The organism is Flavobacterium sasangense DSM 21067, from assembly GCF_000686885.1.
Taxonomy (GTDB): Bacteria; Bacteroidota; Bacteroidia; order Flavobacteriales; family Flavobacteriaceae; genus Flavobacterium; species Flavobacterium sasangense.
Map to the genome: position 1 here is coordinate 131,775 of NZ_JMLU01000005.1, position 23,075 is coordinate 154,849.

24 protein-coding genes are annotated in these 23,075 nt (G+C 30.8%); 20 read left to right on the forward strand and 4 right to left on the reverse strand.

All coding sequences use genetic code 11. The features are described 5' to 3' along the window. Positions 1 to 19: 19 nt before the first annotated feature. The 20 genes from BP92_RS0105970 (at position 20) to BP92_RS0106085 (ending at position 21,002) form a co-directional block, all read left to right on the forward strand. Complete coding sequence (locus tag BP92_RS0105970; protein WP_026725224.1) at positions 20 to 1,210, forward strand: hypothetical protein; 1,191 nt, start codon at positions 20 to 22, stop codon at positions 1,208 to 1,210. An 11-nt stretch (positions 1,211 to 1,221) separates the two neighbouring features. Continuing rightward, positions 1,222 to 2,316: a hypothetical protein gene (locus BP92_RS0105975; protein ID WP_150111875.1), complete on the forward strand. Its 1,095-nt coding sequence runs from the start codon at positions 1,222 to 1,224 to the stop codon at positions 2,314 to 2,316. After that, on the forward strand, positions 2,313 to 2,789 hold the full coding sequence (locus tag BP92_RS0105980; protein WP_026725226.1) for a thermonuclease family protein: 477 nt from the start codon (positions 2,313 to 2,315) through the stop codon (positions 2,787 to 2,789). The genes BP92_RS0105975 and BP92_RS0105980 overlap by 4 nt, the downstream gene beginning before the upstream one ends. Positions 2,790 to 2,868: 79 nt before the next feature. Continuing rightward, positions 2,869 to 3,483: an RNA polymerase sigma factor gene (locus BP92_RS0105985; RefSeq protein ID WP_035692972.1), complete on the forward strand. Its 615-nt coding sequence runs from the start codon at positions 2,869 to 2,871 to the stop codon at positions 3,481 to 3,483. A gap of 2 nt (positions 3,484 to 3,485) precedes the next feature. Next, positions 3,486 to 4,679 carry a hypothetical protein gene (locus BP92_RS0105990; protein WP_026725228.1) on the forward strand — a complete coding sequence of 398 codons (1,194 nt, stop codon included), beginning with the start codon at positions 3,486 to 3,488 and terminating at the stop codon, positions 4,677 to 4,679. Next, positions 4,672 to 5,823, forward strand: a complete 1,152-nt coding sequence (locus tag BP92_RS0105995) for a M48 family metalloprotease (protein ID WP_026725229.1) — start codon at positions 4,672 to 4,674, stop codon at positions 5,821 to 5,823. The genes BP92_RS0105990 and BP92_RS0105995 overlap by 8 nt, the downstream gene beginning before the upstream one ends. Positions 5,824 to 5,927: 104 nt before the next feature. Continuing rightward, complete coding sequence (locus BP92_RS0106000) at positions 5,928 to 6,539, forward strand: DUF6088 family protein (protein ID WP_026725230.1); 612 nt, start codon at positions 5,928 to 5,930, stop codon at positions 6,537 to 6,539. Then, on the forward strand, positions 6,526 to 7,554 hold the full coding sequence (locus BP92_RS0106005) for a nucleotidyl transferase AbiEii/AbiGii toxin family protein (RefSeq protein WP_026725231.1): 1,029 nt from the start codon (positions 6,526 to 6,528) through the stop codon (positions 7,552 to 7,554). The genes BP92_RS0106000 and BP92_RS0106005 overlap by 14 nt, the downstream gene beginning before the upstream one ends. Positions 7,555 to 7,580: 26 nt before the next feature. Continuing rightward, positions 7,581 to 8,438 carry a hypothetical protein gene (locus BP92_RS0106010; protein WP_026725232.1) on the forward strand — a complete coding sequence of 286 codons (858 nt, stop codon included), beginning with the start codon at positions 7,581 to 7,583 and terminating at the stop codon, positions 8,436 to 8,438. Position 8,439: 1 nt separating this feature from the next. Beyond that, entirely contained in the window at positions 8,440 to 11,868 is a 3,429-nt protein-coding gene (locus BP92_RS0106015) for a CHAT domain-containing protein (RefSeq protein WP_026725233.1), read from the forward strand. Between the two features lie 301 nt (positions 11,869 to 12,169). Then, positions 12,170 to 12,526, forward strand: coding sequence for a hypothetical protein (locus tag BP92_RS0106025; RefSeq protein ID WP_026725234.1), 357 nt, complete (start codon positions 12,170 to 12,172; stop codon positions 12,524 to 12,526). A gap of 193 nt (positions 12,527 to 12,719) precedes the next feature. Continuing rightward, positions 12,720 to 13,010, forward strand: a complete 291-nt coding sequence (locus tag BP92_RS0106030; RefSeq protein WP_026725235.1) for a hypothetical protein — start codon at positions 12,720 to 12,722, stop codon at positions 13,008 to 13,010. Beyond that, entirely contained in the window at positions 12,997 to 13,806 is an 810-nt protein-coding gene (locus tag BP92_RS0106035; RefSeq protein ID WP_026725236.1) for a hypothetical protein, read from the forward strand. The genes BP92_RS0106030 and BP92_RS0106035 overlap by 14 nt, the downstream gene beginning before the upstream one ends. Positions 13,807 to 13,821: 15 nt before the next feature. Then, positions 13,822 to 14,205 carry a hypothetical protein gene (locus tag BP92_RS0106040; RefSeq protein WP_026725237.1) on the forward strand — a complete coding sequence of 128 codons (384 nt, stop codon included), beginning with the start codon at positions 13,822 to 13,824 and terminating at the stop codon, positions 14,203 to 14,205. Positions 14,206 to 14,207: 2 nt separating this feature from the next. Next, on the forward strand, positions 14,208 to 15,014 hold the full coding sequence (locus BP92_RS0106045) for a hypothetical protein (RefSeq protein WP_026725238.1): 807 nt from the start codon (positions 14,208 to 14,210) through the stop codon (positions 15,012 to 15,014). Between the two features lie 18 nt (positions 15,015 to 15,032). Next, complete coding sequence (locus tag BP92_RS0106050; RefSeq protein WP_026725239.1) at positions 15,033 to 15,533, forward strand: hypothetical protein; 501 nt, start codon at positions 15,033 to 15,035, stop codon at positions 15,531 to 15,533. A 4-nt stretch (positions 15,534 to 15,537) separates the two neighbouring features. Continuing rightward, on the forward strand, positions 15,538 to 16,137 hold the full coding sequence (locus tag BP92_RS0106055) for a CHAP domain-containing protein (RefSeq protein ID WP_026725240.1): 600 nt from the start codon (positions 15,538 to 15,540) through the stop codon (positions 16,135 to 16,137). Between the two features lie 301 nt (positions 16,138 to 16,438). Further along, positions 16,439 to 16,837 (forward strand): hypothetical protein, encoded by a 399-nt coding sequence (locus BP92_RS0106070; RefSeq protein WP_026725242.1) that lies wholly within the window; start codon positions 16,439 to 16,441, stop codon positions 16,835 to 16,837. A gap of 1,081 nt (positions 16,838 to 17,918) precedes the next feature. Then, positions 17,919 to 18,341, forward strand: coding sequence for a DUF6943 family protein (locus BP92_RS0106080; protein ID WP_026725244.1), 423 nt, complete (start codon positions 17,919 to 17,921; stop codon positions 18,339 to 18,341). A 258-nt stretch (positions 18,342 to 18,599) separates the two neighbouring features. Further along, positions 18,600 to 21,002 (forward strand): NACHT domain-containing protein, encoded by a 2,403-nt coding sequence (locus BP92_RS0106085; protein WP_026725245.1) that lies wholly within the window; start codon positions 18,600 to 18,602, stop codon positions 21,000 to 21,002. A 191-nt stretch (positions 21,003 to 21,193) separates the two neighbouring features. Here BP92_RS0106085 and BP92_RS17210 read toward each other — a convergent pair whose 3' ends face one another. The 4 genes from BP92_RS17210 to BP92_RS0106105 are packed head-to-tail and all read right to left on the reverse strand — an operon-like array spanning position 21,194 to position 22,867. Next, complete coding sequence (locus BP92_RS17210; RefSeq protein ID WP_162833736.1) at positions 21,194 to 21,367, reverse strand: hypothetical protein; 174 nt, start codon at positions 21,365 to 21,367, stop codon at positions 21,194 to 21,196. After that, positions 21,360 to 21,653: a hypothetical protein gene (locus tag BP92_RS15855; protein ID WP_051604408.1), complete on the reverse strand. Its 294-nt coding sequence runs from the start codon at positions 21,651 to 21,653 to the stop codon at positions 21,360 to 21,362. The genes BP92_RS17210 and BP92_RS15855 overlap by 8 nt, the downstream gene beginning before the upstream one ends. 30 nt (positions 21,654 to 21,683) lie before the next feature. Beyond that, on the reverse strand, positions 21,684 to 22,076 hold the full coding sequence (locus tag BP92_RS0106100; RefSeq protein ID WP_026725246.1) for a DUF5675 family protein: 393 nt from the start codon (positions 22,074 to 22,076) through the stop codon (positions 21,684 to 21,686). A 32-nt stretch (positions 22,077 to 22,108) separates the two neighbouring features. Beyond that, on the reverse strand, positions 22,109 to 22,867 hold the full coding sequence (locus BP92_RS0106105; RefSeq protein WP_026725247.1) for a hypothetical protein: 759 nt from the start codon (positions 22,865 to 22,867) through the stop codon (positions 22,109 to 22,111). Between the last annotated feature and the right edge of the window lie 208 nt (positions 22,868 to 23,075).

Consider the following 23,075-nt stretch of genomic DNA (forward strand, 5'->3'; position numbering starts at 1 on the left):
TAATTAAAATCAAAAAGACATGCAAGAAAGTATAACTTCCGATAAAATTACATTAACCCAATATGGTTTTCAATCAGCAACAAATTCACAATCAAATCCTGAAAGCATCGATGGCTATTTAAACAAAGTATATGACAAGTTTTTAGAAGACCAAAAGTTAGACGAAACAGGTGTTAAAAATAGAATTTCAAGATTGAGAGAAGAAGTAATATTGGAAAAAAGCAGAAAAAATGATCTTCAAGCCGAAATCACTACTTACAACGCAAACAAAATTGATAAAGAAAACGAAATTCAAGAACTTGAATTAGAAAGAATTGATATTAAAAATGGTGAAGGTGAATTAGGTGATACAACTTCCTTTATCATTGGAGCTTTCATAACAATTCTACTTACACTTTACTTGTTTGTCTTTTATTCTTCTTCCGGTTATTCTTCTTTTTATGGAATAAAGCAAGGAAGTTTAGGTTTCATAAATGCAAATGTTTTTTCAGATGCTTTGAATCGAGGTGGTGGGGTTTTTGCTTTGATAATACTTTTTCCAGTGATTTTTTTAGGATTAGGGTTTTTAATTCACAATGCATTAGAAGAAAATAAAGGATTGGTTAAAGAAGGAAAATCACAAAAATATGGTTTGATTTCGGTATTGCTCTTTATAACATTTATTGCCGATGCGTTCATCGGTTATAAAATTGCCGAAGGAGTTCATAACAATGAGTTTAATGCTGGTCGAACGAATGAACTATGGAATTTCAATATGATATTTTCGGATATTAATTTTTACTTAGTGTTGATATTAGGGTTTGTAGTTTATGTTATTTGGGGATTCTTATTAAACTATGTGTTAAGTCATTCCTATTTAAAAACAGAAAATGAAAAAACCAAAATAATGCTAGGAAACATTAGCAATAGAATTCAAGAAAAGAGAAATGAATTAAACATTATTCTATCGAAAATTGCTAAGGCAGAAAGTGATATTTTATCATGCAATGCGAAAATTGAAGACAAAGAAAAAAACATAAGTGGTTATGAAACTGGAGACATCCCAATTAACATTTCAACTTTAAAAGCAGCAATCGGAGATTTTATGGGAGGTTGGCAATATTTTACTAATGGAAATTTCAATTCGGATGAAGCTTTAAAATTAAATAATGAAGCAATTAGAGTACAAACAAATTGGATGAAATCAAAAATTGAAAATCTAAACGCGTAATCAATCAAGTTATGGAAACAAGAAGAGTGAATAAAGTTAAAAGTAAAAAACCCATTTACATTTTAATCGCAGTAATAGTATTTTTTATACTTTTCATAAGTCTAATTTCAATGCCGTCAAAATTAAATACTGCTATCGATGAAATTCAAGTTAGTGCAAATATGAATGAAGTAAAATCAATTTTTGACAAATATAAATTCGATTTGTTAGAAACATACGAAAACGGAAATAAAAGTATTGCCATTGAATTTCAAGATGAGGTACGTAAAAAGTTGAGTACTTTCAATTTAAATGAAGAAGAAATCAAACAATGTTTAGAGTGGTTACCATCAGCAAAAACTAGCATAAATGTAATTGTGGTTCCAGACTTGTCAAGAAGAATTTTAGATCAAATTAATAATCCTAATCAAGTGGCTAACGACAAAATAATACTTTCAAACATCTGGAAGTCATTTGTAGAAGTTTCAATGCTAAAACAGGATTCAAAAGACAAATTGATAATTGATGTAACGGATGTAGAACAAGCTAAGGGACAATTTAATGCAATAGCAAATAATCTACAATTTGATTTGTCAAGTCATAAAGGAAAAAGTAATCGATTGTATTTTACAGCCGATAAAACAGACCAATTTAATATGGGGATAGAGAAAATGTACAATTCGGCAATTCAAAAACCACTGGGCGCAGATTATGTATTTTATTTCAAAAGATACTTAGAGAGCAGGATTAAAAAGAATACGCTATTTGATAACTACGTAAATAAAATTGTTATTATTACAGATGGATATTTAGAAGCTGAAGATAGAGCGGCTGATACAAAACTGATACCTCAACTATACAAATCTTTAATCATCGGAAATACAAACGAAATGATTTCAATGTTAGGCTTAAACATTCCAAAAGTAAACGTAGATTTATCCAATACCGAAATATTAATTTGCGAAGTAAACGAACGAAAAACTGGAAAAGGTAAAGATTTCGAAATTTTAAAAGCCTACTGGACAGATTGGTTACAAAGAATGAATGCTAGAAAAATCCAATTTTCACATCGCGAACAAGCAACAGATATAACAGTAAATACAATTAACCAATTCATAAAACAATGAAAATAGCAGCAATTCTTTTTTTTACAATTTTAGCCCATAATTGGTCGTTCTGCCAAACGCAAATTCCAAAAACATTTCAAGCAAAAGTTGTCGGAATCAAAGATGGAGATACGTTCAAAGTATTATATAACAATTCCGAAATAACAATTCGTTTAAATCACATTGATTGTCCTGAAAAAAACCAACCTTATGGAAAAAATGCTAAGTGGAAAGCATCTGATCTTTGTTTTGGTAAAATGGTAAAAATAGTGAGTAATGGTAAAAAAGACCGATACAAAAGATTGATTGCAGAAGTGTATTGTTATAACATAAATATCAACAAAGAGTTAATTAAAAATGGATTAGCTTGGCACTTTAAAAAATACTCTTCAGATAATGACTATGCAAAATTGGAAATTCAAGCCAGAAAATCTAAAGTAGGTTTGTGGCAACAAAGAAATCCGATTGCACCTTGGAATTGGAGGAAAAAATAAACAGATGTTGAGAATTGTGACTTTTTATATAAAAATTCCTAAATTGTAGCCGTTTATAAGTTTTATTAAACCAACTATAATGGCAAAAATTCTCAATTTATCTCAAAATTCAGACCAAGAGTTACTTAAAAAAATTAAAGAAAATAGCGATAATTTAGGTTACGTTTATAAAAATTGTAAATCTAACAGCATTCGTTTTATGAAAAAAATGACTTCTAAAATGAATGAATACGAACTAGAAGACGTATTTCAAGATGCTATTTTAGTGTTGTACGAGAAAATAACCAAAGGAAATTTTGAATTAACTTGTTCTTTCCAAACGTATCTAAATTCTGTTTGTAGATTTCAATTACTCAACACCTTTAATAAAAGTGAAATTACAGTAGATTTTATTGAAAATAATGAGGATGATGATGACAATTCAGAGCTATCTTACCTAAATATTACAGATAGTTTAGATGTTATTGATAATACGAATGAGCCTTATTTTCAAGCAATTGAGAAAGCATTGTTAAAAATAAAAGATGCTGGAGGGCATTGTTATGAGCTTTTAACGTTGTTTTGGTATCATAAAAAAAGTATGAGTGAATTAGCGGAAACTTTTGGTTATTCTAATGCAGATAATACAAAAAATCAAAAGGCAAGATGTCAAAAAAGATTAGAGAAATTAGCGTTCAATGAGTTGAATAACTAAACATGAAGAAATCAGAACAAATAATAAAATCATTAGTGCTTCCAGTTTTGGAAAAGGACAATAACTTCAATCAATCAAATTTGAATGATGATTTTTGGAAAGCATTTACCTCATCAATATTACTTTACGAAAATGATGCTAAACCTATTTTCAAAGTGGTTTATGAATTGCAATTAAAGGATCCAGAGAAAGTAATTAAAAATCTCACATCAATTCATACTAATTTCATTAAAGAACTTGCTGAACTTCATGTTTTAGAGGGTAGCGACGAAGCTATTGATATTTTATTAGCGAATAATAGTAAACTGTTTATTGAACAGGTTAACTATTTTAAAACCGTTAAAGGTGTAATAACAAAATTAGAACGCGAACGCATTAGAGAGGAATTACCCAAAGCTTATGAAAAAGTAACATTTGAAATTCCTGAAAATGATTTAGAAGCTGCAATTAAAAAGACCGAAAGAGAAAACCTAAAAAAAAAATTCAAACAATGGGATGAAGAACTAACCGATTTTTCTCATGTCGCTGCTGCAACATCATTAGTTCCAGTATCGGAGAAATCCGCTACTTCTAAAGTGATTTCTTTAACATGGGTTAAGTATGCTGTTGCCTCTTGTTTTGTTGTCGCTGTAGGTACTTGGGTTTACTTTTCAAATTCTGAAATAAAGCAACCTGATACAGATTTTGTTGTAACTCCAAAGGATAATCAAAAACCTTTGGATTCTGTTAAGAATTTAGACAAGACAGACCCAATACAAGAAATAGTTAAGGATAAATCAACTTCTGTAGCAGCTAAAGACACAGCTGTTTCGGTGTTGTCAAGTCAGAGCGCATTAGGATATTCAGATTCAAACAACAAAAAAGGATTTAAAATCAACTATATCGATTACAGTAAAAAAATTGAAGGTTTAAAGGAGGCTTTAAAAAGAGATAACAACCCCGAATATATAGAAGAATATAAAAAATTAACGGGATTAAATAATAAATATATTTTTGATGGGATTTCGCTTTCGGTTTATAAAAAAGCCTTAAATCGTAAAGAATCTATTTTAACAACAGCTGACGGTTCACTGTATTTTTACGATAAATCCGATTTTTATAAATTACAAAAAACAGAAATTCCACTTGAATTAGAAAAAGTAAAAGATAATAAAGTTAGAGAAGAATTAGAAAAAATCATTTTTGAAAATGAATAGAAATCTTCAAAATAATTTGAAACTAAGCACGACATTAATACTTGCTTTTATTTCTTTTTTCTCTATGGGTCAAACTTATACAGAAAAACAAATTGAATCTGTTTTCAAAAACTTAGTATTGGCTTATGGCAATTCTAAAGCAGCTCCAAAATTAGCCTATTTTAAAAAGGAAGCTATCAAAACAACACCAGCTTTGTACACAACTTCACCTCAGCCAACTATTATGGTCGACGTTAAGTTTTATGATCTCTGTCGTTCTTTTGGTAAGGATAGTACAAATGCATTAGCCGTAGTTTTAAGTCATGAATTAGCACATTACTATAACGACCATACTTTTTGTGCTGATTTTGCATTTGTAGTTAGAAAAAATAATGCTGAATTAGCTCAAAAACTAAAAATGGTTTCTAAGTCCGATAAAATAAGTAGAGAAACTCAAGCCGATTATCAAGGGTTTTTCTATGCAGCCATTGCAGGCTACAATCCTTTTGATTGCTATGAAAAAACTATAGAGGGTATCTATAAACAATATCAATTACCTGAAATTAATCCGGGTTATCCTTCAAAAGCAGAAAGAAAACAAATGGCAATTGCCGTGAAACAAAAAACTAGTGAGCTCTATCTTGCTTTTCAAAAATCAATTCGGTTAAAAGAAGCAAAAAAGTATGATGAAGCAATGCAACTATTGGAAGAAATCAACACTTATTTTCCATCACGTGAAAATTACAATAATTTAGGAGTAATTAAAACGTTAAGCGCTTTAGATTTAAAAGTGCTAACATTGGAAGAACACAAATTTCCAAAACGTTTTCTATATCCTTTGGAGCTGGACAACTCGAGCCGTTTAAATCAAAATGGAACTAGAGGTGCTGAAGCTGACCAAGCCAAAATGGTACAACTTTTAAAATCGGCTCAAAAAGACTTTGAAAAAGCAATCAGTTTAGACCCTAACTACACTATGGCATTTGTTAATCTTGCTTGTGTTTTCGATTTGTTAGATAATCCAGAAGCTGCTATTGGTAAAATAAAAGAATTATCAAAAGAACAACAAAATACAAACGAAGCAAAACGAATTCTAGCAATTGCCTATTATCATGCAGATAACGAAACAAAAGCAGATGCCATTTGGCAGGAAATAGAAAAATAATTTTGTTACAAGCCTTTGATTAATGAAGAAATCGTTAGTATAGTAAACTTAATTTTTCTGTCACAAATTTTTGCTATATTTGTGACAAATAATACAGTTTTAAAATGACTCAAAGTGTTGAAAAACAAATAGAAAAATCTATAAAAAGCAAACCAAAAGGAGTTTTGATTATTCCTGACGATTATATGGATTATGGTTCGTCCGATGCTGTACGAAAAGCGTTGGATAGGTTGGAAAATAAACAAATAATTGTTCGTGTAGCACAGGGTATTTACGTTCGCCCAAAAATCAGCAAATTGATAGGGCCATTAGTTCCTTCAGCAGAAGAAGTAGCCGAAGCCATTGCTAAAAGAGACAGAATAAGAACCATACCTACAGGGAGCTATGCACTTAATGCACTAGGATTGAGTACACAAGTACCTATGAATATTGTATTACTTACAGATGGCTCTCCAAGAGAAATAAAAGTAGGTAAAAGAAAGATAAGATTTAAAAAAACTACACCTAAAAACTTACTGGCAAAAGGAAAAATTAGTCGATTAGTCATTCAAGCATTGAAAGAAATTGGAAATGGTAAGGTAACCACAGAAGAAGAAATCAAAATTATTGGTTTGTTGAAAAAAGAAGATACAAAAGACTTATTACACGATATAGCATTGGCTCCGGTTTGGATTCAAAAAATAATGAGAAAAGCAATAGAAAATGGCAAAAATTGATTTCTATAAAGTAAGCAGAACAGAAAAAGAAGCGGTTTTTAACGCTATTGCAACTCAAATGGGTATGAAGCCTTTTGCTGTTGAAAAAGATTGGTGGGTAAGTCGCACATTAGAAATTATCTTTCAAATGGAAATAGCACAGCACTTAGTTTTCAAAGGAGGAACTTCTTTAAGTAAAGCTTGGAAACTAATAAATAGATTTTCAGAAGATATTGATTTAGCTATAGATAAAGAGTTTTTTGGGTTCAAAGGTGAGTTAGGAAAGAACCAAAGAGATAAATTAAGAAAAACAGCGGGTATTTATACAACTGAAACTTTTTTTAAAGAGCTAGAAGCAGCATTTGAAAAAAGAGGGTACAAAAATCTTGACTTTAAAATTATAGAAGCGAAAGACAGTGACCAAGACCCTAGAGTATTAGAAATCTATTATCCTAATGTAATTCCAGCGGATACAGCATACATTTTACCAAGAGTTCAAATTGAAGTAAGTTGTCGTTCATTAAGAGAACCTTTCACGGTTAGATCTTTTGGAGCATTAGTAGATGAGGTTTTTGTCGATAGGGAATTTTCAGAGCCTCTGTTTCATGTACCTGCAGTAAATGCAGAACGAACCTTCCTAGAAAAAATGTTTTTATTACAAGAGGAGTTTCACCGCCCAACAGATAAAATGCGAGTAGATCGTTTAAGCCGTCATTTATATGACCTATACCATCTATCGAAAAACGGAATTGCAGATAAAGCAATAAACGACAAAGAATTATACGAAACTATAGTGGCACACCGATACAAGTATTCTAAAGTGGGCGATGTAGATTACAACTTACACAACCCAAAAACACTTAATCCAATTCCAATAGAGAGTAAAATGGACGAATGGAAAACAGATTATACCAAAATGAAAGAAGACATGATTTACGAAGAAAATAAACCTTCTTTCGAAGAATTAATCAACAATTTGGAAGAAGTTAAAAGTAAGCTGCAAAAGGTGGAATGGAATTTTGAATTGAAATTTTGATGGGTTAATCATGTTAAATAATTTTTATGAACAATCACCAAGAAATTAAATATTACATATCAAACTTGAGACAATATTTAAAAAAAAACTCAATCAATGAAAATACAGCCAAGCAAATAGAATTTATATTATTGAATCAATTTAGATTTATTTCAAATTTAACTTTTAAGAAAAAAATACATTCATTTTCAAGAGTTACAATTAATAAAAGGGTAAATGAAGATAAAAGCGAGAAAACAATTAATGAAATTAAAAAATTAAAATATCCACCCGAAGGCGCAAAAACAAACGGTAGAGCAAATTTGATTGGAGAAAAAATATTGTATGGAACTGATAATATAATTTCAGCTCTAAAAGAATCTAGAGCTGAAAACAATGATATAATAACTGTTTCAGTGTGGAAATTAAAAAACGAAAGAATGCTGACAGTTTCTCCAATTTTTAAGAATTTTCCTTTTATTTATAATGAAGTATTTAATTTGAATTTTTTCGAACTAAGACAAGAGTATATCAAAAAACTAAATGAAAAGGATAGTGAAATTAAAAAAAATATAGATTTATTCGTTTGTTTTTTATCGGATTGTTTTTCAAAGGATGTCGATGCTAATAATCACTTTGACTACTTTTTAAGTTCGTTTTATGCTAATAGAATATTTAATTTTTTACATAATGGTGAAATTGAATGCATTTTATTTCCAAGTGTTCAAGATGATTTGTCAGCAATAAATATAGCAATGAAGTATGATGTTTTTGATGATAATTATGAACTTGATAAGGTAGAAGAAAAAAAGGTTATATTGAAACCAAATGATCCAGATAGCTATTGTGAATTAGCTTTTTCTAAATCATCTAAATCTTTCACTAATCAAATAATCAATTGGTAATATGAAGTTAAAATTGGTGATATTTTTTGTATTATTTTTTCAATTATCAAGATCGCAAATTGATAGTACTAGATATTATTATCAAAACGGAAATTACAATAAAGCTATATTGTATGGAGAAAAATTAAAAAAGGATAATTCAATTCCAAAAACAAATCTTGGTATTTTATTAAATCATTTAGCTTTATCTTATTCAAAAATTGGGGATATAAAAAAAGCTGAAATTAATTATTTACAGGAGTTAGAAATAGAAAAAAGTCTATTCGGGGAAAATCATGCTATTATAGCAAATACATATAGGAATCTAGGTAATTTAAAATTTTCTGATAAAGAGTTTATCAAATCTGAAAATTATTTCCTAAAAGCAATAGAAATAAAAAAAAATATTGATGGTATAGAACACCCAGAATACAGTAAATTTTTGTTGGATTTAGCGGTTCTCTACAAAGAGAATAAAAATTATAAAAAAGCCGAAGAAGTATATACATATGTTTGTGAGTTAACTAAAAAATATCAGGGTGTAAATAGTCAAATTTATAATAGTGCATTGATATCATTTGCAATTTATTTTGACGAAATAGGTAATCACAAAAAAACAGATCAATTGCTTTTGGAATCCTATACTAATCTTAAAAATAATATTGATAAATCAACAATTTCAGCTTACTTTTTTGTTGTAGACATTTTGGGTATGAGATTTGGAAATCAACAAAAGTTTAAAGAATCACAAGAATTTTATAGTGAAAGTCTCGAGCTAAAAAAGCAATATTTTGGAGAATCGAGCAAAGAATACACTAAATCGTTAATAAATTTAGGAATATCTTATTCGCAACAATCAGACTATTCAAAGTCTAGATTTTTTTTCGAAAAAGTATTGTCAATAAATAAAAATCTGAATTCTGATAATATAAATAATTATACGATTGCTTTACAAGGTTTAATCACTGGTTATAGTTTTGAAGGAAAATACGATTTATCTGAATTGTATTTACAAGAACTTATTAAGATTAATAAAATTTTTTTCGGTGAAAAAAGTCTTGAGTATATAAAATCATTAGTGTTATTGGCAGAAAATTATTTAAATAAAGGCGACTTAAATAACGCAGAAATTTTTTTTCTACAATCAATTACTGAGATTGAAAAAATTAATTCTAGTGACCAGTTAAACATTCTAAATAGAATCGTAGATTTTTATTTGGAGTTGAATAATAATGATAAAGCTTACTATTACTTGACTAAAGCAGATGCTTTATACCAAAGTATGAAATCAAGTTATGATAAAAACGATATATCTCATTACATGATTTTTCGCTCTTGGTGTAGTTATTACTTAGCTATTGGAGATTTGAACAATGCTTTGGATTCTGCTTTAAAAAGGATTCAATTAATAAGACAAAATCCCTTATTTGATAGCTTAAAATATGCATATTCTAAAGATTTATCTGATTTAGGTTTGATATATAAATATAGAGTTGATTATGTTAATTCAGAAAAAAATTATCTACTAGCTTATGAAATTAGAAAAGATAAAATAGGTCAGAACCCCCGAAATGACGCTTCTCTTTTATTAAGTATAGGCTTGATGTATCAGCAAAAAAATGATTTTAATAATGCAGAAAAATATTTTGTAAAAGCTATTGAATTAGCTGATAAAATTGATGGTGAACTCTCTTTTTATGATGATTTAATGTACTATACATTTAGTTTTTACAATCAATTTTCATTATCCGAAAAGGCAATGGAATATTTATTAAGAGCTCATGAAAGAGAAAAAAACGTTTTAGAAAAGATAACTTCTTTTTTTAGTGTAACCGAAATTCAAAATTATATTTTTGTTAATAAAAAGCAAGGAGCCATAACTTATTCGTATGTCCAGAATCACCCAAACCAATATCCATCGCTCAATAGCGCAATATACGAAAACCAACTTCTTCTTAAGAACCTATCCCTTCGCAACCAACAACGAATAAAAGCAACCATTGAAAAAAACGGGGATACTAATCTTAAAGAAAAGTACCAACGATTTCTAGACAACAAAAGATATATCACCAAAATTGAAGAACTTCCGGCAGCACAAAAACCAGCAACATATGACCAATTAAAAGCAGAAACAGAAAGTCTCGAAAAAGAAATAACACGTTTGTCTTCTACTTTTGCAGAGGCAAAAAAATCATTATCGGTTACTTGGAAGCAAATTCAAGAAAAACTAAAACCAAACGATGTAGTTATAGACTTAGTTTCGTTCAATTATTACAATAACAAATGGACTGATAGTACTATGTATGGTGCTTTTGTAATTAAAAAAGACAGCAAGTTTCCAAAGTTTGTAAGTCTGTTTGAAGAAAAACAACTAGCGGTTTTATTAGAAAGAAACAACAAAGCGCACGATTCAATACAATCCAAAATAATTAATAAGCAATATTCAGATAAAGAAATCAGCGATTTGTTTTACAAACCACTAGAAGCAGAATTAAAAAATAGTAATACAATTTATCTAGCTCCTTCGGGTTTGGCGCACCAAATAAATTTTAAAGCCTTACCTGTAAATACAAATCAAACTTTGGGCGAAAAGTACAAGTTAATTCTTTTAGGTACTACAACTACATTGGTAGATTATAAACCATTAACCATCAATAAAAAAGATAATTTTGAGATTGTTTTATATGGTGGAATTAATTACAACAAAAAACAGGTTGAGGTTTATAAAGAAGCTTATCCAAACGAATTAAATGATTTAGCAACCAGAAGTGGAATTTTGGAGTTTAATTATTTACCTGGCACCAATGATGAGGTAAATAAGATTAATAAAGAAGCAATTATGTATAACTTCAAAACTACAATTAAAACAGAAAGTGCAGCTACAGAAGAGAGTGTAAAGCAATTAAGCGGAAAAGCAAATCCTTTCATATTACATTTAGCAACTCATGGCTTTTTCTTTGAAAATACAAAACAGGAATTATCAGATTTAGATAAAAACATTCCAGTAGAAGCTAAAAAAAGAATCTATTTAGCATCAGAAGACCCTATGATGCGTTCTGGTTTACTACTTGCTGGAGCAAATAATTCGTGGAGAAAAACCAATAATGAAACAAATGCAGATGATGGTATTTTAACCGCTAAAGAAATCGCTAATCTAGATTTAAGTAATTGTAAATTAGTAGTGTTAAGTGCTTGTGAAACGGGTTTAGGTCAAATAAATGGTAGCGAAGGTGTTTTTGGCTTACAACGCGCATTTAAAATGGCAGGTGTTCAAAATATCATCATGAGTTTGTGGAAAGTTCCTGATGCCCAAACCTCAGAATTATTCGAAAATTTCTATGCAGCATGTTTTAGTGGTAAATCCATACAAGAAGCTTTCAGTGAAGCCCAAAACAAAATGAAAGAAAAATATTCCCCTTACTATTGGGCAGGTTTTGTACTACTAGAATAATTTTTTTTAGCAATAGGGTTACCTTTTTATCTTTTTCATATAAACTATAAAACAATTAAAATATAGAAATTATGAAATTATTTGGTAATGACCCTTTCAGTGTGTTCCTCACAATGTTATTTATTGGATTAGTAATACAAGTAATAAAAATAGCAATGTTTGTAATTATTCCATTTGTTTTATTTCTTGGATTGTATAGTTTTTTTAGTGATTCACCATCAAAAAAATAAAACCAATTAAAGGTTTAATTAAGAATGATTCAACTAAAAATTTTTAAATAATAATCTAAAACTTAAAAAACATGGAATGGTCAAACGAAAGAAATTTAATTAATTCATTTTTCACCAACATTGAAGACTACAATCGGTTTTGTCAAAAATTGAGAGGTTTGGTAATTGCCAATAATGAAGGAACCGTATTTGCTGAATTAGAAAAGAAAGGAGGATATTTTTTATACACACTAACTTGGCTTGAAGATCAAAAGTACATAGGTGACTATGTAAAAGTTTTTGAACCAACAGAGGAAAATATTAAAGTTTTTAATGATGGTTGTAGAATTTTAGCCGAAAGGTTAGAAATTTATATTACAACTAACGATGAAGCTAAAGTACCTATGTATCCTCCAGCTTTCGGAGAGTTAACACACGTACTTAAATAAATTTGCATATCTCATTTATTTTCTTTAATTATGTGTCCAGCATCCAGATAGCCCTCGGGCTAGCCAACCGATCAACTCACGACACGGTGGCCTAGTATGCGGAACAGTCGTTCAAATGTGTTGAGAAACCACAATTCTTTTACCGTTTTGATGCGACATAACAACTTTTGTTTAATTTTTAATTTGTTATGTTATGCTAAATTATGCAGTAGTACAAAGCCAATGGAAAACAAATTTCCATTCCCTTTCTGATGAAGAACTCATCGAAGTATTCAATCAGGAAACACAAAAAAAAGGCTGGACAACAGCTAGAACTTATTTGTTGAAATCGTGTATTTCAGAAATGTTGGAACGGAAATGGAACCTCAATTCATTCGTTGAATTCCATCAAAACGGCACAGTAAAATCCGTGTCATTACAAAATCCAATTCAGTTAGTAAATCAAACCCTTATTTTAAAATCGCATCAAAATGAAAACAACTAATATTCACTTCATAAGCTTACATCACAATCCAGTTCATAACAATACACACAAAGAATATAAAATCTTTGGTGCGCAACACGTCATCATCCAAAAAACAAACGTAAGTCTTAGCGATATAACGTTTGATAAAACACATCCTGTATTTTTAGAAATACAACACGACCAACTCACCACACTTTTAGATTGGACCAATTGTAAACCATACGAAATCTGGTATTTCAACGAAAAGTTGGAATTTACAGGAAAAGCTTTCAGTATCGGAGAGGCTTCAGGTAGTTTTATCATCCAAACACAAGCAAAATACATTTTGCTATGGAATACAGAACTAAATACCAAAACAAGTGAGTATTTAGCCAATTTCCGTTGCTCGTATTTCGAATGGCAAGAAACCGCCGAACACCAATTCACTAGTCAAAATTTTCCCACCCATTATGGTAGATTTCCTTATGTGATTATCAAACAGGAAAATTCGCCTTGTTTTTCACAAATTCCGGTTCACATCAATCCAGTTTCCAATACATTACCAGGTATTTCGATTGTTATAAATGCAGAAGTAGAAATAACAGCAGAGGAAATAGAACAAATCATGGTAGAGCATGTCACTTTGGTACAACAAAAAGAAAGTAAAAAACAAAATAGAAACGTAAAAGTGGCTTTAGTCATTAATGCTAACAAAGCCTACTATTTTGAACAAGACAAAGAACCAACACTAAATAGTATTCCTTCGGGTGGTGTTCTCTTGGATGTAGAAGGAAATATTATAGCAAAAAATACAGAGCATTACAATCAATTGTAAAATTTATAAGTAACTATGGTAACAGTAACAGAAGAAAAAATTGATATTGCTCCAGAACTTCTGGAGCAATACAATACACAAGTGGAAAAACAAGTAATTGTACATGCAAATACGTTCGGGATTCCAAACTTTCATACCATTCGTGTATGGCCAACCATTTATTTAATTCCAAAAGGGACTTCGCATAAATGCAAATTACTGCATCATTTCAATATCGTAATGTATCCCAAATGGCAACCAATTGGACCATCTGGTCAACATAATTTTACCTTATTGTTTGAAGGATTACCAGCCGATTGTACCACTTTTGATATTGTAGAAATTATTGATGAAGAAGGAGCATTTGAGTACAGAAACATGCCAAGAAACGAATCTGATGTGTATCATGTAACATTTTAAGTATGAACTGCGAGTATTTAGCATATAAACCAAAAGAAGTAACCCCAGGTATTTGGTTACCTGAAGATGGTATTGATTATCATTCAAAATACACTTCTGTGAAAAAATACAACCCAGATGGTTTACTTTTTTATGAAATTAAAAACGGTTATGAAGAGAAAACAGTCTTTATGGATTTATTGCCAACGGCAAAGCTGATGCATCATATGTTCAGTTATTTGGAAAAGAAAATAATGTATCACTATGAAAAAGGAGGTGTTTTAAAGAAAACAACTTTCATTTCTTACAATGATAATTTTGAAGTGGAGCATACAGAAAAGAATTTTTTTTATGATAACGATAGTACCATTTGTCTACATTTCTTATACGACAAACCTTCATATTATGATAAAACAACGCTTCTAAAAGACAAAAAAATAGTGGAATATTGGAAAGAAGACAAACGCCCTTACCAAAGATATGAATACTATTATGATAATGACAAACTAATGACTTTGGTTGAGGTTGAATTACCATTTAAACGAATTAAACAATTTTGGGAACACAAATTCGATAGTAATGGCAATTGTATCGAGATGCAACGTTTCAATTATAAAAAAGAACCAGAGCATTGTAGGTTGTATTTTTTCGACGAATACAACAACTGCATCAAAGAACAAATGGTATTCGGTACTTCAAAAAGATTAGTTGAGGATATCAATTTCATACATGAATATGACGATGATGGGAATTGGAACAGGAAAGTAATTTATAAAAATAGTAGTATTCAATATTTCGTTGATAATAAAACCAACCTACTCATCAAATAATAAAACAAACATTTTATAATGAAAACTATTTACATTTTAATAGCACTAGTAATTCATGTAATAACTTTTGCACAGGACGACAATCCTATTTTCGGAGCGGTTCAAGTAACCTACAGCAGTCATAACAACAAAGAAGATAGTTATTATTCTTATGAGAATGAGAGGTATTTACTTTGGGAAGAGTCCAATGGGAATATTGATTTTGCTAATGTAATTTTAGTTCAAAACTCACACAGTATGGGCAGTGTAACGAGTATTAAAGTAGATAAGGTAAACCAATTCCATACGATTTATTATTTTGATTGGAACTATTCTAATAGCTATAATGAAGTAAAAGGAGTGGCTAATGTTAAATTTGAAATACATAAAAGAAAAGGAGTGGAAGAATATGACCAAGCTGTTGTTGCTATTACCGATTCAAAGGGATTAAACACTTTGTACAAAGGAAATTTAGTGTACTACAAAAACGAATTCATATTTCATTATAATTTAAAAAAGGCAATTGATAATCAAAAATAAGAAGATGAAAATAAATAGAATTTTAAGAGCTGCAGTCATTGCAGTGATGTGTTTAGCTGTAGTGTTAATGTTAAAATGCATTACAAAAAAACACATTTTAAACCAGCCTAAAGTAGGGGATAAAATAGACAGTTTTAATAACATTCCAGTCTATTACAATGGCAGTACAGATACCAATTTAGGAAGAAATCGTAGCGCAGAAGGCTACAATTACGGACTTAAATACCAATGCGTAGAGTTTGTAAAACGCTACTATTACGACCACTTAAACCACAAAATGCCAAATACGTTCGGTCACGCAAAAGATTTTTATAATCCAAATCTGAAAGACAACGAACGCAATTCCGATAGAGATTTGCTTCAGTTTTCCAATCCAAGTAACACAAAACCAAAAATCAATGACATTCTCATCTTTGATGCCAATAGCTTTAATCCTTACGGTCACGTTGCTATTGTTTCCAAAGTAACAGAAGATGAAATCGAAATCATCCAACAGAATCCAGGACGTTTTGGGAATTCAAGAGAAACCATCAATTTGAACCAAGTAAATAGCAAATGGGAATTAGACAAGGCGTCTATTTTAGGTTGGTTACGTAAAAATTAAAGAGTATGGATAAAAACAAACATCATATCGTTTTCTTAACTATTGCTGCAATTAATCAAGAAAGTGTAATTAGTCCATTTGTTAATGTAAATGGTTTCTTGATAATCTAGGATGGTATTTCAATTCGTTTTTTTGGTTTTATCGGTTCCTTCGAATGCACAATCCGTTTACACCAAAACAGAACCTGATAGGGTAGAAGGAATTAATTTATTTAATACTGAAGATATAACTGAAGTTATGGTTAGTCGGTTAATAGATGAATTTTTATTTTACTTATTTCTAATTTTAAAAATAATTAATAATGACAATTGCACAATATAATAAGCTTTCTAAAGAAGAACAGTTTGAACAACATATAAAGAAGCTGTTAAATAATATTTGTTTTGAAAATGACAAAGGAGAAATAATTAATTTAAAAACAGATTCTAAAACAATTTTCCAAGAACTAAATAAAATTGGGATTGAAACTGAAAATAAAACAATAGATGAATTATTTGATATTTTAGTTTTAAAAAGCAATAATTTAAAGGATTATTACAATCCAGATTTTCAAAAAACAAACAATAAGTTTTTGTTTTTTAGAAAACATATTTCTTTTTTAGTATTATATCTTGTAAATAATGACGTCAAAAAACTTCCAGAAAAATATAAAAGTGAAATTAAAACATTCTTAAATTATTTAGAGCTTTTAGAAATCTAATTTAATATCTATAAAAGTGAATGTTTTTGAAATCCCTGGTTTCCATTTTCCCGCTATCCGTTAAACACGGTATCACTTCTATCGGGGCTAGATAGTAAGCAAATGGCTTTCTTGGTTTCTTTGTTTTAAATAGGAACGCTTCGCTAATTTATTTGCGCCCACCCAGTCCAAAGCTCCCCACCACACTAGTGGTATTTTGTGTGTTTTTAGCACTTGTTTTACCCAAAGTAAGTCAATAAAAAAAGGCTCCCTGTTTTCCCAACCCCTCGCGCACAGTCCGCCTTTTTTTATCCACTTGCACCCAATCCAAAAAACAAACGCTAAAAACACACAAAAACCACTCCCAAGCTATTATTACATAATAAACCTTATAATTCATTCCCAACACCCCACGCAGTCCCCCTGAAAGTTATAAGGGTTATTATGTAAAATATCCGCTCCCAGCCGCACCCACCCGAAAAAAAATAGGAACGCTACCGCTAACGTAATTTTCATTGTTTTTTGAAGATGCTTCCCATTTTCATCAGGCGTTAACTGCTAACTGAAAACTGCGACTGCTAACTGAACCATCAAGCATCCTCAAAAATCAAACTACCACAAGAGTGTGTTTTTCTTTTTTCTCATCTTCACAAAGCCATATTGTCAAACCGAGCGTAGTCGAGGTCGTCTAGCAAAAAAAAAGAAAACCACACCCTTGTTCACCAGTCCCGATTGAACACCCCTAAAACCCCAGTTCACAAGAACATTTGGGGTAAACATTTTTACAAAAAAAAGGATAAAAAAGAAGCCAAAGGTTTGTTCCGGGTATTCAAAAAAGCAAGTTCAAGCCTTCGGTTCCGGATAAAATCTCCACCCATACATTTTCAATACCACAACATCCACTTAGCGTTTCCACAGACGCATATGGGTAGTATTTTATCCGAAAAACTTGCTTTTTTGAAACCCTCCACAAGGCAAGACGGCTTTCTTTTTTTTCCTTTTTTCTTTTGCAAAAATGTGTGTGGGGCATCTCGGTATTCAATCACATTTCGGGCACCAAAATAGGAAGACGAAGGAAGTTAACCTGTTAAATCCTTGTATTATGGACACAATTTTTATTAAAACCCACCAACCTGGGGCGCACTATGCCAAACCGCACTTTTTCGTATTATCAAAAGGACTGAATAGCGGAAAGCCTAGCAATGAAGCTTTTACAAACAGCTTTGTTTTAGTATTTCAAACCGAAGCTCAAAAAGAGGACATTTTTTGGATAGCCATGAGCCTATGGAAATCTAAGTTCTGGTATCCTTATCTTAAAGGTTCTGTAATTCCATTTATAACGCTTTATGACTTCAGAAAAGAGTTCAATCCAAGAGCTACACGTATGATGCAAGAACACCTGCTGCACAAAAAAAACGTGCAAGCACTAAAGCTGCTGCAAGAACAGGAAAACCACTACAACAAAAACATCCACCTCATCAACGAACTCAAAAACGCTATTATGATGAGGTATAGAATGAAGTAACAGATAGCCTGGACCAATTAGTCTGGGCTTTTTTATTCAAAAAAGGATAGATAATCAAAATGATGTATATATTTGATATTAATAAAAAATATAGCAAATACAACCAAAATTTTATACATTGGTTCTACTTTGTATAGTTATATATAAGCTATATGTGATTTTAGTTGTCAATAAGTCCTACTTTAGCAAAAATAATTTTACAAATAAAATTATTGATATATTTGTAGATAGTTATCCTAAATTTCAAAAGATCTAAAAATGCTTGAAAAAGAGAAAATAGCAAAGCTTCAAAGTGTTTCTAAAGAAACAGATATACATGAAATATTAAAAGATTTGCTTCCTTATATGGGTTATGAAAATGTTACAATTACTCACGAGAGCGGAAATGTTCCAGAATATGGAAAAGATTTAATTGCATCTTTACCTGACAGAATTGAAGAGATTGATGAATGGACGGCTTTCGTTGTTAAAAAAGGTGATATAACTGGAACATCTAGAATGAATGCAGAGTTAAAAGCTCAAGTTCAAGAATGTTTTGATTATGCTTACGAGTCCTTAAAATTTGGGAAGATTAATATTGCAAAAGTTAGAATAGTAACCAATGGTAAAGTCAATAGTGGTGCGAAGCAGAAATTTTTTAAGGATGAATTTTATAACAATGCAAATATATCTTTTTGGAGTTACGATGAATTAGTAAAATTTATAGATAAATATTATCCTAGATTTTGGCTTAAAGGTTCAAAAAAATACAAACATTACATTGAGTTATTTCAAAACAGAAATAAATACGATGACTTTTCTAAGACACTTAGTCTCAACGATTCTAAAATAGAGAAACTTCTAAAAAATACTATCAAATTGAAATTGGCTGAATACTATTATGATGAGGTTAATGCACAGTTTCGCAGAAAATGGTTTGAAGTCGAGGAGTTAAATAAAGTTAAAGAGTGTTCTCTAATTGTTGGTGAGTCAGGTTCAGGGAAAACAACACTTTTTAAACAAATTGCTAATAATATAATTTATGAAAATTCCATCAGGAATGATTTTGAATTTTATCCTATAATTATCAAGTTTAGAGATTTACAAGATAACAATTTTGATGTTAGTAATACAATTCACAAATATTTTACTAATGAAATTTATAAAGATTTAAATTTTGATACTGAAGTATTGTTTGAAGAGAAAAATTTTATATTGTTTATTGATGCGCTAGATGAAATTGGAGATAAAGAGAACAAAGATAAAGCGTTAGAGGCAGTTAAAACATTTCATATGACTAATTCAACAATTCAAATCTTTTGTTCATCAAGAAATTCTGATTCACTGTTAGGAACATGTCGTCAACTAAATTTTAGATACTTTGATATAATTAATATTTCAATTCAACAAGCTGAAACATTTATTGATCGATATTTTGATGGTGAAGAACTAAAGGGTAAGCGACTTATTAAGTCTTTAAAAGATTCACGAATTTTAGATAAACTTCCTAAAACGCCATTAACTCTTACATTGTTAACTTCACTTTTTGATGAAGATGGTTATGAAATTCCTGCAACAATATCAGATTTATACAAATATTTCGTTGACGTTTTGTTGAACAAAAATATAAATGAAAGTCATCTTGATTTATTAAAAGTAGGGGTCCATAGAAGTGTATTGTCATTTATTGCTGAATATTTGCACGTCAATCGGTCAAAGAGTATTTCAAAAGATAATTTAGAAAAATTAATATCTGATTTCGCATCAGAACGCGGTCAAAAATATGATGTCTCAGAGTTGCTAAACGACTTAATACAAGATATCAATCTATTAATCGAAAATGAGCGCGGAGAAATTGAATTTAAACACCTTTCTTTTCAAGAGTACTTCACAGCATATCAGTTTTACAATCATAGCATTAACGGAAAATCTGAATTTATAAAAAACTTTAATGATGTTTGGTGGCAAAATGTTGCGATTTATTATGCTGGTATGACGAAAGATTCTCCTCAATTAATCGATGATATACTTCAAAATTCAGTTCCTCAAAATTTTCATGAATATATCATTAATGTGAGTGGTTTGGGATATTTAATTCAAGCATTGTATAATACCCCTGTTGAAAATAGAAGAAAAGCCGTTTTGAAAAATTTGGAAAGTATTCAAAGTGCTTTGAAATTCATTACAAATACTGATGAAGAAAAATATTTAGATATCAAATCTTTTTTACATACTACTTACGGTGCAAATAAAATATTAGCCTTTTGGTATGAATTCCACCATTCATCGATTACTCTTAAGGAATTATTGAATTCATTATTTAATGAAATGATAGAAGAACTCTCAAATAAGACGTTCGTGTCAATCGAAGAAAAAAAAGATCAAGAATATTCTGCTTATCTCATAGCAGCAAGTTTACTGAATATTGAATTTGACGACTTCGAAAACTATTTCAAACTTTTAAATATAATTGATAATGATAATTTTGTTGTTCAAGGATTGATAGAATCAGATTTTAATAACAAATTTAAAACTCTTTCAAAAGAAGAAAAAAGAAGAAAGAGTATTAAAAAGTTCGAAACAAGACTCTCATTTTTAGATAATAAAAAGATTGATGATAACGTTAATGTTTCTCTCAAGGATGGTACAAAAATTAAGAAATTAAGACCATTCAAAAAATAAATAATTCATTTACCTTTTGGCTCTATTGCTTTATAGGTTGCATTTTTTTTTAATTAATTTAGCCCAGCTCACTGAACTCAGTACTAAGTTCCTCAACAGAACAAAGCTAAGGAACATTAAAATACAAAAAGCCTAATCTATTACGACTAGGCTTTCTCATACTCAGTAAAGGTTACCAATCAAAACTAAGCTTATTTCTTTTTCGAGGTCAATTGCTTTAAAAGCAACGTAACACCAAAACTAACTACTGCTCCAATAAAGGCTAAAACTATTGTTTTTAAGACATCTGCTGAGGTTAAATTAGGGATAACACTCAATGCAAATCCTCCAAAAGTTCCTGCCTTCAAAGTTAACGAATTATCCATTCGCTCCAACGTCAGTTTCGGGCTTAACCTCATCTTTTTTGTTGCCTAGGATAGTATTATCCTTAACCTGTACTGAGCTTGTCGAAGTATCAACAGTAATTTGGCTTACCGCAGATAAAACACCACCTGCAACGGCAGCATAACCCGCAACGGTTACAACAACAGCAGGTAAAGCTACTGGAGCAGCTACAATGCTTCCACTTACTGCTAACAAGGCTAATCCAATGGTGCGCAACACCTTAAAAAATTTCGGGGTGGGTGCCTTAGCACGTTCTACTACATTCATAATCTTTGTTTTTGTCATCCTGTAAAGGATCTATTGTACAATCAATTCTACACTTTCTTCATTGTCCAAAGCTTTATAAACTAAGTCTTTCAACTTCGTAAAAGCTTTTCTAGATAGCAAACCTAAACCAGGTCCAGAAAGTTTCGTCACCGGAGCAATACAACCACGCAATTCCTTTTGTGCATTATTCGCAGGATGTACCAAAATATACGTTCTATTTGGTACATCTACCAATTCCAAATGCCATTTGTATTTCGCACTGTATCGCTTTCTAATAAAATATTTCCCTTCAGGAATACAGGAAATCCCTCGCTCATTTCGCTTCCATGGCAATTCAATAGTATAACTAATCAATTTGCCCTCACATTCCAATTTTCCATTCGTTCCTTCAGGGAAATAAGTTCTTGTCAAAAACAGCACCATAACTGCAAACTGCGACTGAGACTGCCTACTAATTAAACACCTCCATCAACTGCCACAATCGATAACGGGTTAAAAGCTCCATTTTTCAACGGATACATTTGCCCATTAATTTGTTGGTAAAACTCCACACCAAGAGCCAAAACAAGTGGGTGAGTAGAGTTCGCAGTCACCGCATTACTCAAGTTAATTACAGTCGTAGCTGTAGCATCCCAAGGTAAAATCGCAGTTTCAGAAGTAGCCACTTCATACGATTCTCCAGTAAAGTCAATCGCAGCACCACCAGAGATCACCTTAAAGTGAGTTGTTCCACTAGGAGCAGCAATCATGTTCGCAGGAATAAAAGATGGGATACTAACATCCAAAGTTCCAGCAACGCGGTCAATATCCGTTGTAAAAGGGGCAAACAAAGAAGTTCCTAATTTCCCACGAATATTAAATTCGAAACCAAGTACCAATTCAATTTCACCATCAATTACATTTCGTAATCCTCTTTCACTCACAGCATCCATTTGGATAACCTTCACCATTTGTTGCGTCAAACGACTTACCATTCTACCATCAGCAGAATTCAACAACAATGGTCTTAAAGCTGTTCTCAAAAGCTTACCTGCTTTTCCAGCTCTACCAAACTCAGAACCGTTCTCACGCGTTCTTTGAAACGCAGGGTCACTAGCAATTCTACTTGCTTCAATACCACCTTTTTCACGAGCTAAATGCCCATCCTGCGTCTTGTAAAAAGTAATATCCCCGATAGTACCTTTTAATTTAATTATGCCTTTCTGTCTAGCCATAACTTCAAAATTTTAATTCAACATTCATTCACTTTCATTAATCATTCAAAACTCGGTTGCAACCCTTCCTGAAATAATTACACCGCAAATTTCCCACACAAAACCCATCAAAAAACACTGCTATGTCCAAAATGTCCAAAGTCAACACTTTTGTCTAAATATTTCCTTTTTCACTCTAAAGTAAAATCTCCAATCGGCGTAAAACCGA

What these genes read in the sequence shown, in the direction of transcription:
- BP92_RS15855 (WP_051604408.1), bottom strand. Translation starts at nt 21,653, where the DNA reads ATGAATGTAGTAGAACGTGCTAAGGCACCCACCCCGAAATTTTTTAAG.
- BP92_RS0106080 (WP_026725244.1), top strand. Translation starts at nt 17,919, where the DNA reads ATGGACACAATTTTTATTAAAACCCACCAACCTGGGGCGCACTATGCC.
- BP92_RS0106035 (WP_026725236.1), top strand. Translation starts at nt 12,997, where the DNA reads ATGAAAACAACTAATATTCACTTCATAAGCTTACATCACAATCCAGTT.
- BP92_RS0105970 (WP_026725224.1), top strand. Translation starts at nt 20, where the DNA reads ATGCAAGAAAGTATAACTTCCGATAAAATTACATTAACCCAATATGGT.
- BP92_RS0106030 (WP_026725235.1), top strand. Translation starts at nt 12,720, where the DNA reads ATGCTAAATTATGCAGTAGTACAAAGCCAATGGAAAACAAATTTCCAT.
- BP92_RS0106085 (WP_026725245.1), top strand. Translation starts at nt 18,600, where the DNA reads ATGCTTGAAAAAGAGAAAATAGCAAAGCTTCAAAGTGTTTCTAAAGAA.
- BP92_RS0106070 (WP_026725242.1), top strand. Translation starts at nt 16,439, where the DNA reads ATGACAATTGCACAATATAATAAGCTTTCTAAAGAAGAACAGTTTGAA.
- BP92_RS17210 (WP_162833736.1), bottom strand. Translation starts at nt 21,367, where the DNA reads ATGGATAATTCGTTAACTTTGAAGGCAGGAACTTTTGGAGGATTTGCA.
- BP92_RS0106010 (WP_026725232.1), top strand. Translation starts at nt 7,581, where the DNA reads ATGAACAATCACCAAGAAATTAAATATTACATATCAAACTTGAGACAA.
- BP92_RS0105995 (WP_026725229.1), top strand. Translation starts at nt 4,672, where the DNA reads ATGAATAGAAATCTTCAAAATAATTTGAAACTAAGCACGACATTAATA.
- BP92_RS0105975 (WP_150111875.1), top strand. Translation starts at nt 1,222, where the DNA reads ATGGAAACAAGAAGAGTGAATAAAGTTAAAAGTAAAAAACCCATTTAC.
- BP92_RS0106040 (WP_026725237.1), top strand. Translation starts at nt 13,822, where the DNA reads ATGGTAACAGTAACAGAAGAAAAAATTGATATTGCTCCAGAACTTCTG.
- BP92_RS0105990 (WP_026725228.1), top strand. Translation starts at nt 3,486, where the DNA reads ATGAAGAAATCAGAACAAATAATAAAATCATTAGTGCTTCCAGTTTTG.
- BP92_RS0106015 (WP_026725233.1), top strand. Translation starts at nt 8,440, where the DNA reads ATGAAGTTAAAATTGGTGATATTTTTTGTATTATTTTTTCAATTATCA.
- BP92_RS0106100 (WP_026725246.1), bottom strand. Translation starts at nt 22,076, where the DNA reads ATGGTGCTGTTTTTGACAAGAACTTATTTCCCTGAAGGAACGAATGGA.
- BP92_RS0106025 (WP_026725234.1), top strand. Translation starts at nt 12,170, where the DNA reads ATGGAATGGTCAAACGAAAGAAATTTAATTAATTCATTTTTCACCAAC.
- BP92_RS0106050 (WP_026725239.1), top strand. Translation starts at nt 15,033, where the DNA reads ATGAAAACTATTTACATTTTAATAGCACTAGTAATTCATGTAATAACT.
- BP92_RS0105985 (WP_035692972.1), top strand. Translation starts at nt 2,869, where the DNA reads ATGGCAAAAATTCTCAATTTATCTCAAAATTCAGACCAAGAGTTACTT.
- BP92_RS0106045 (WP_026725238.1), top strand. Translation starts at nt 14,208, where the DNA reads ATGAACTGCGAGTATTTAGCATATAAACCAAAAGAAGTAACCCCAGGT.
- BP92_RS0106105 (WP_026725247.1), bottom strand. Translation starts at nt 22,867, where the DNA reads ATGGCTAGACAGAAAGGCATAATTAAATTAAAAGGTACTATCGGGGAT.
- BP92_RS0106005 (WP_026725231.1), top strand. Translation starts at nt 6,526, where the DNA reads ATGGCAAAAATTGATTTCTATAAAGTAAGCAGAACAGAAAAAGAAGCG.
- BP92_RS0106000 (WP_026725230.1), top strand. Translation starts at nt 5,928, where the DNA reads ATGACTCAAAGTGTTGAAAAACAAATAGAAAAATCTATAAAAAGCAAA.
- BP92_RS0106055 (WP_026725240.1), top strand. Translation starts at nt 15,538, where the DNA reads ATGAAAATAAATAGAATTTTAAGAGCTGCAGTCATTGCAGTGATGTGT.
- BP92_RS0105980 (WP_026725226.1), top strand. Translation starts at nt 2,313, where the DNA reads ATGAAAATAGCAGCAATTCTTTTTTTTACAATTTTAGCCCATAATTGG.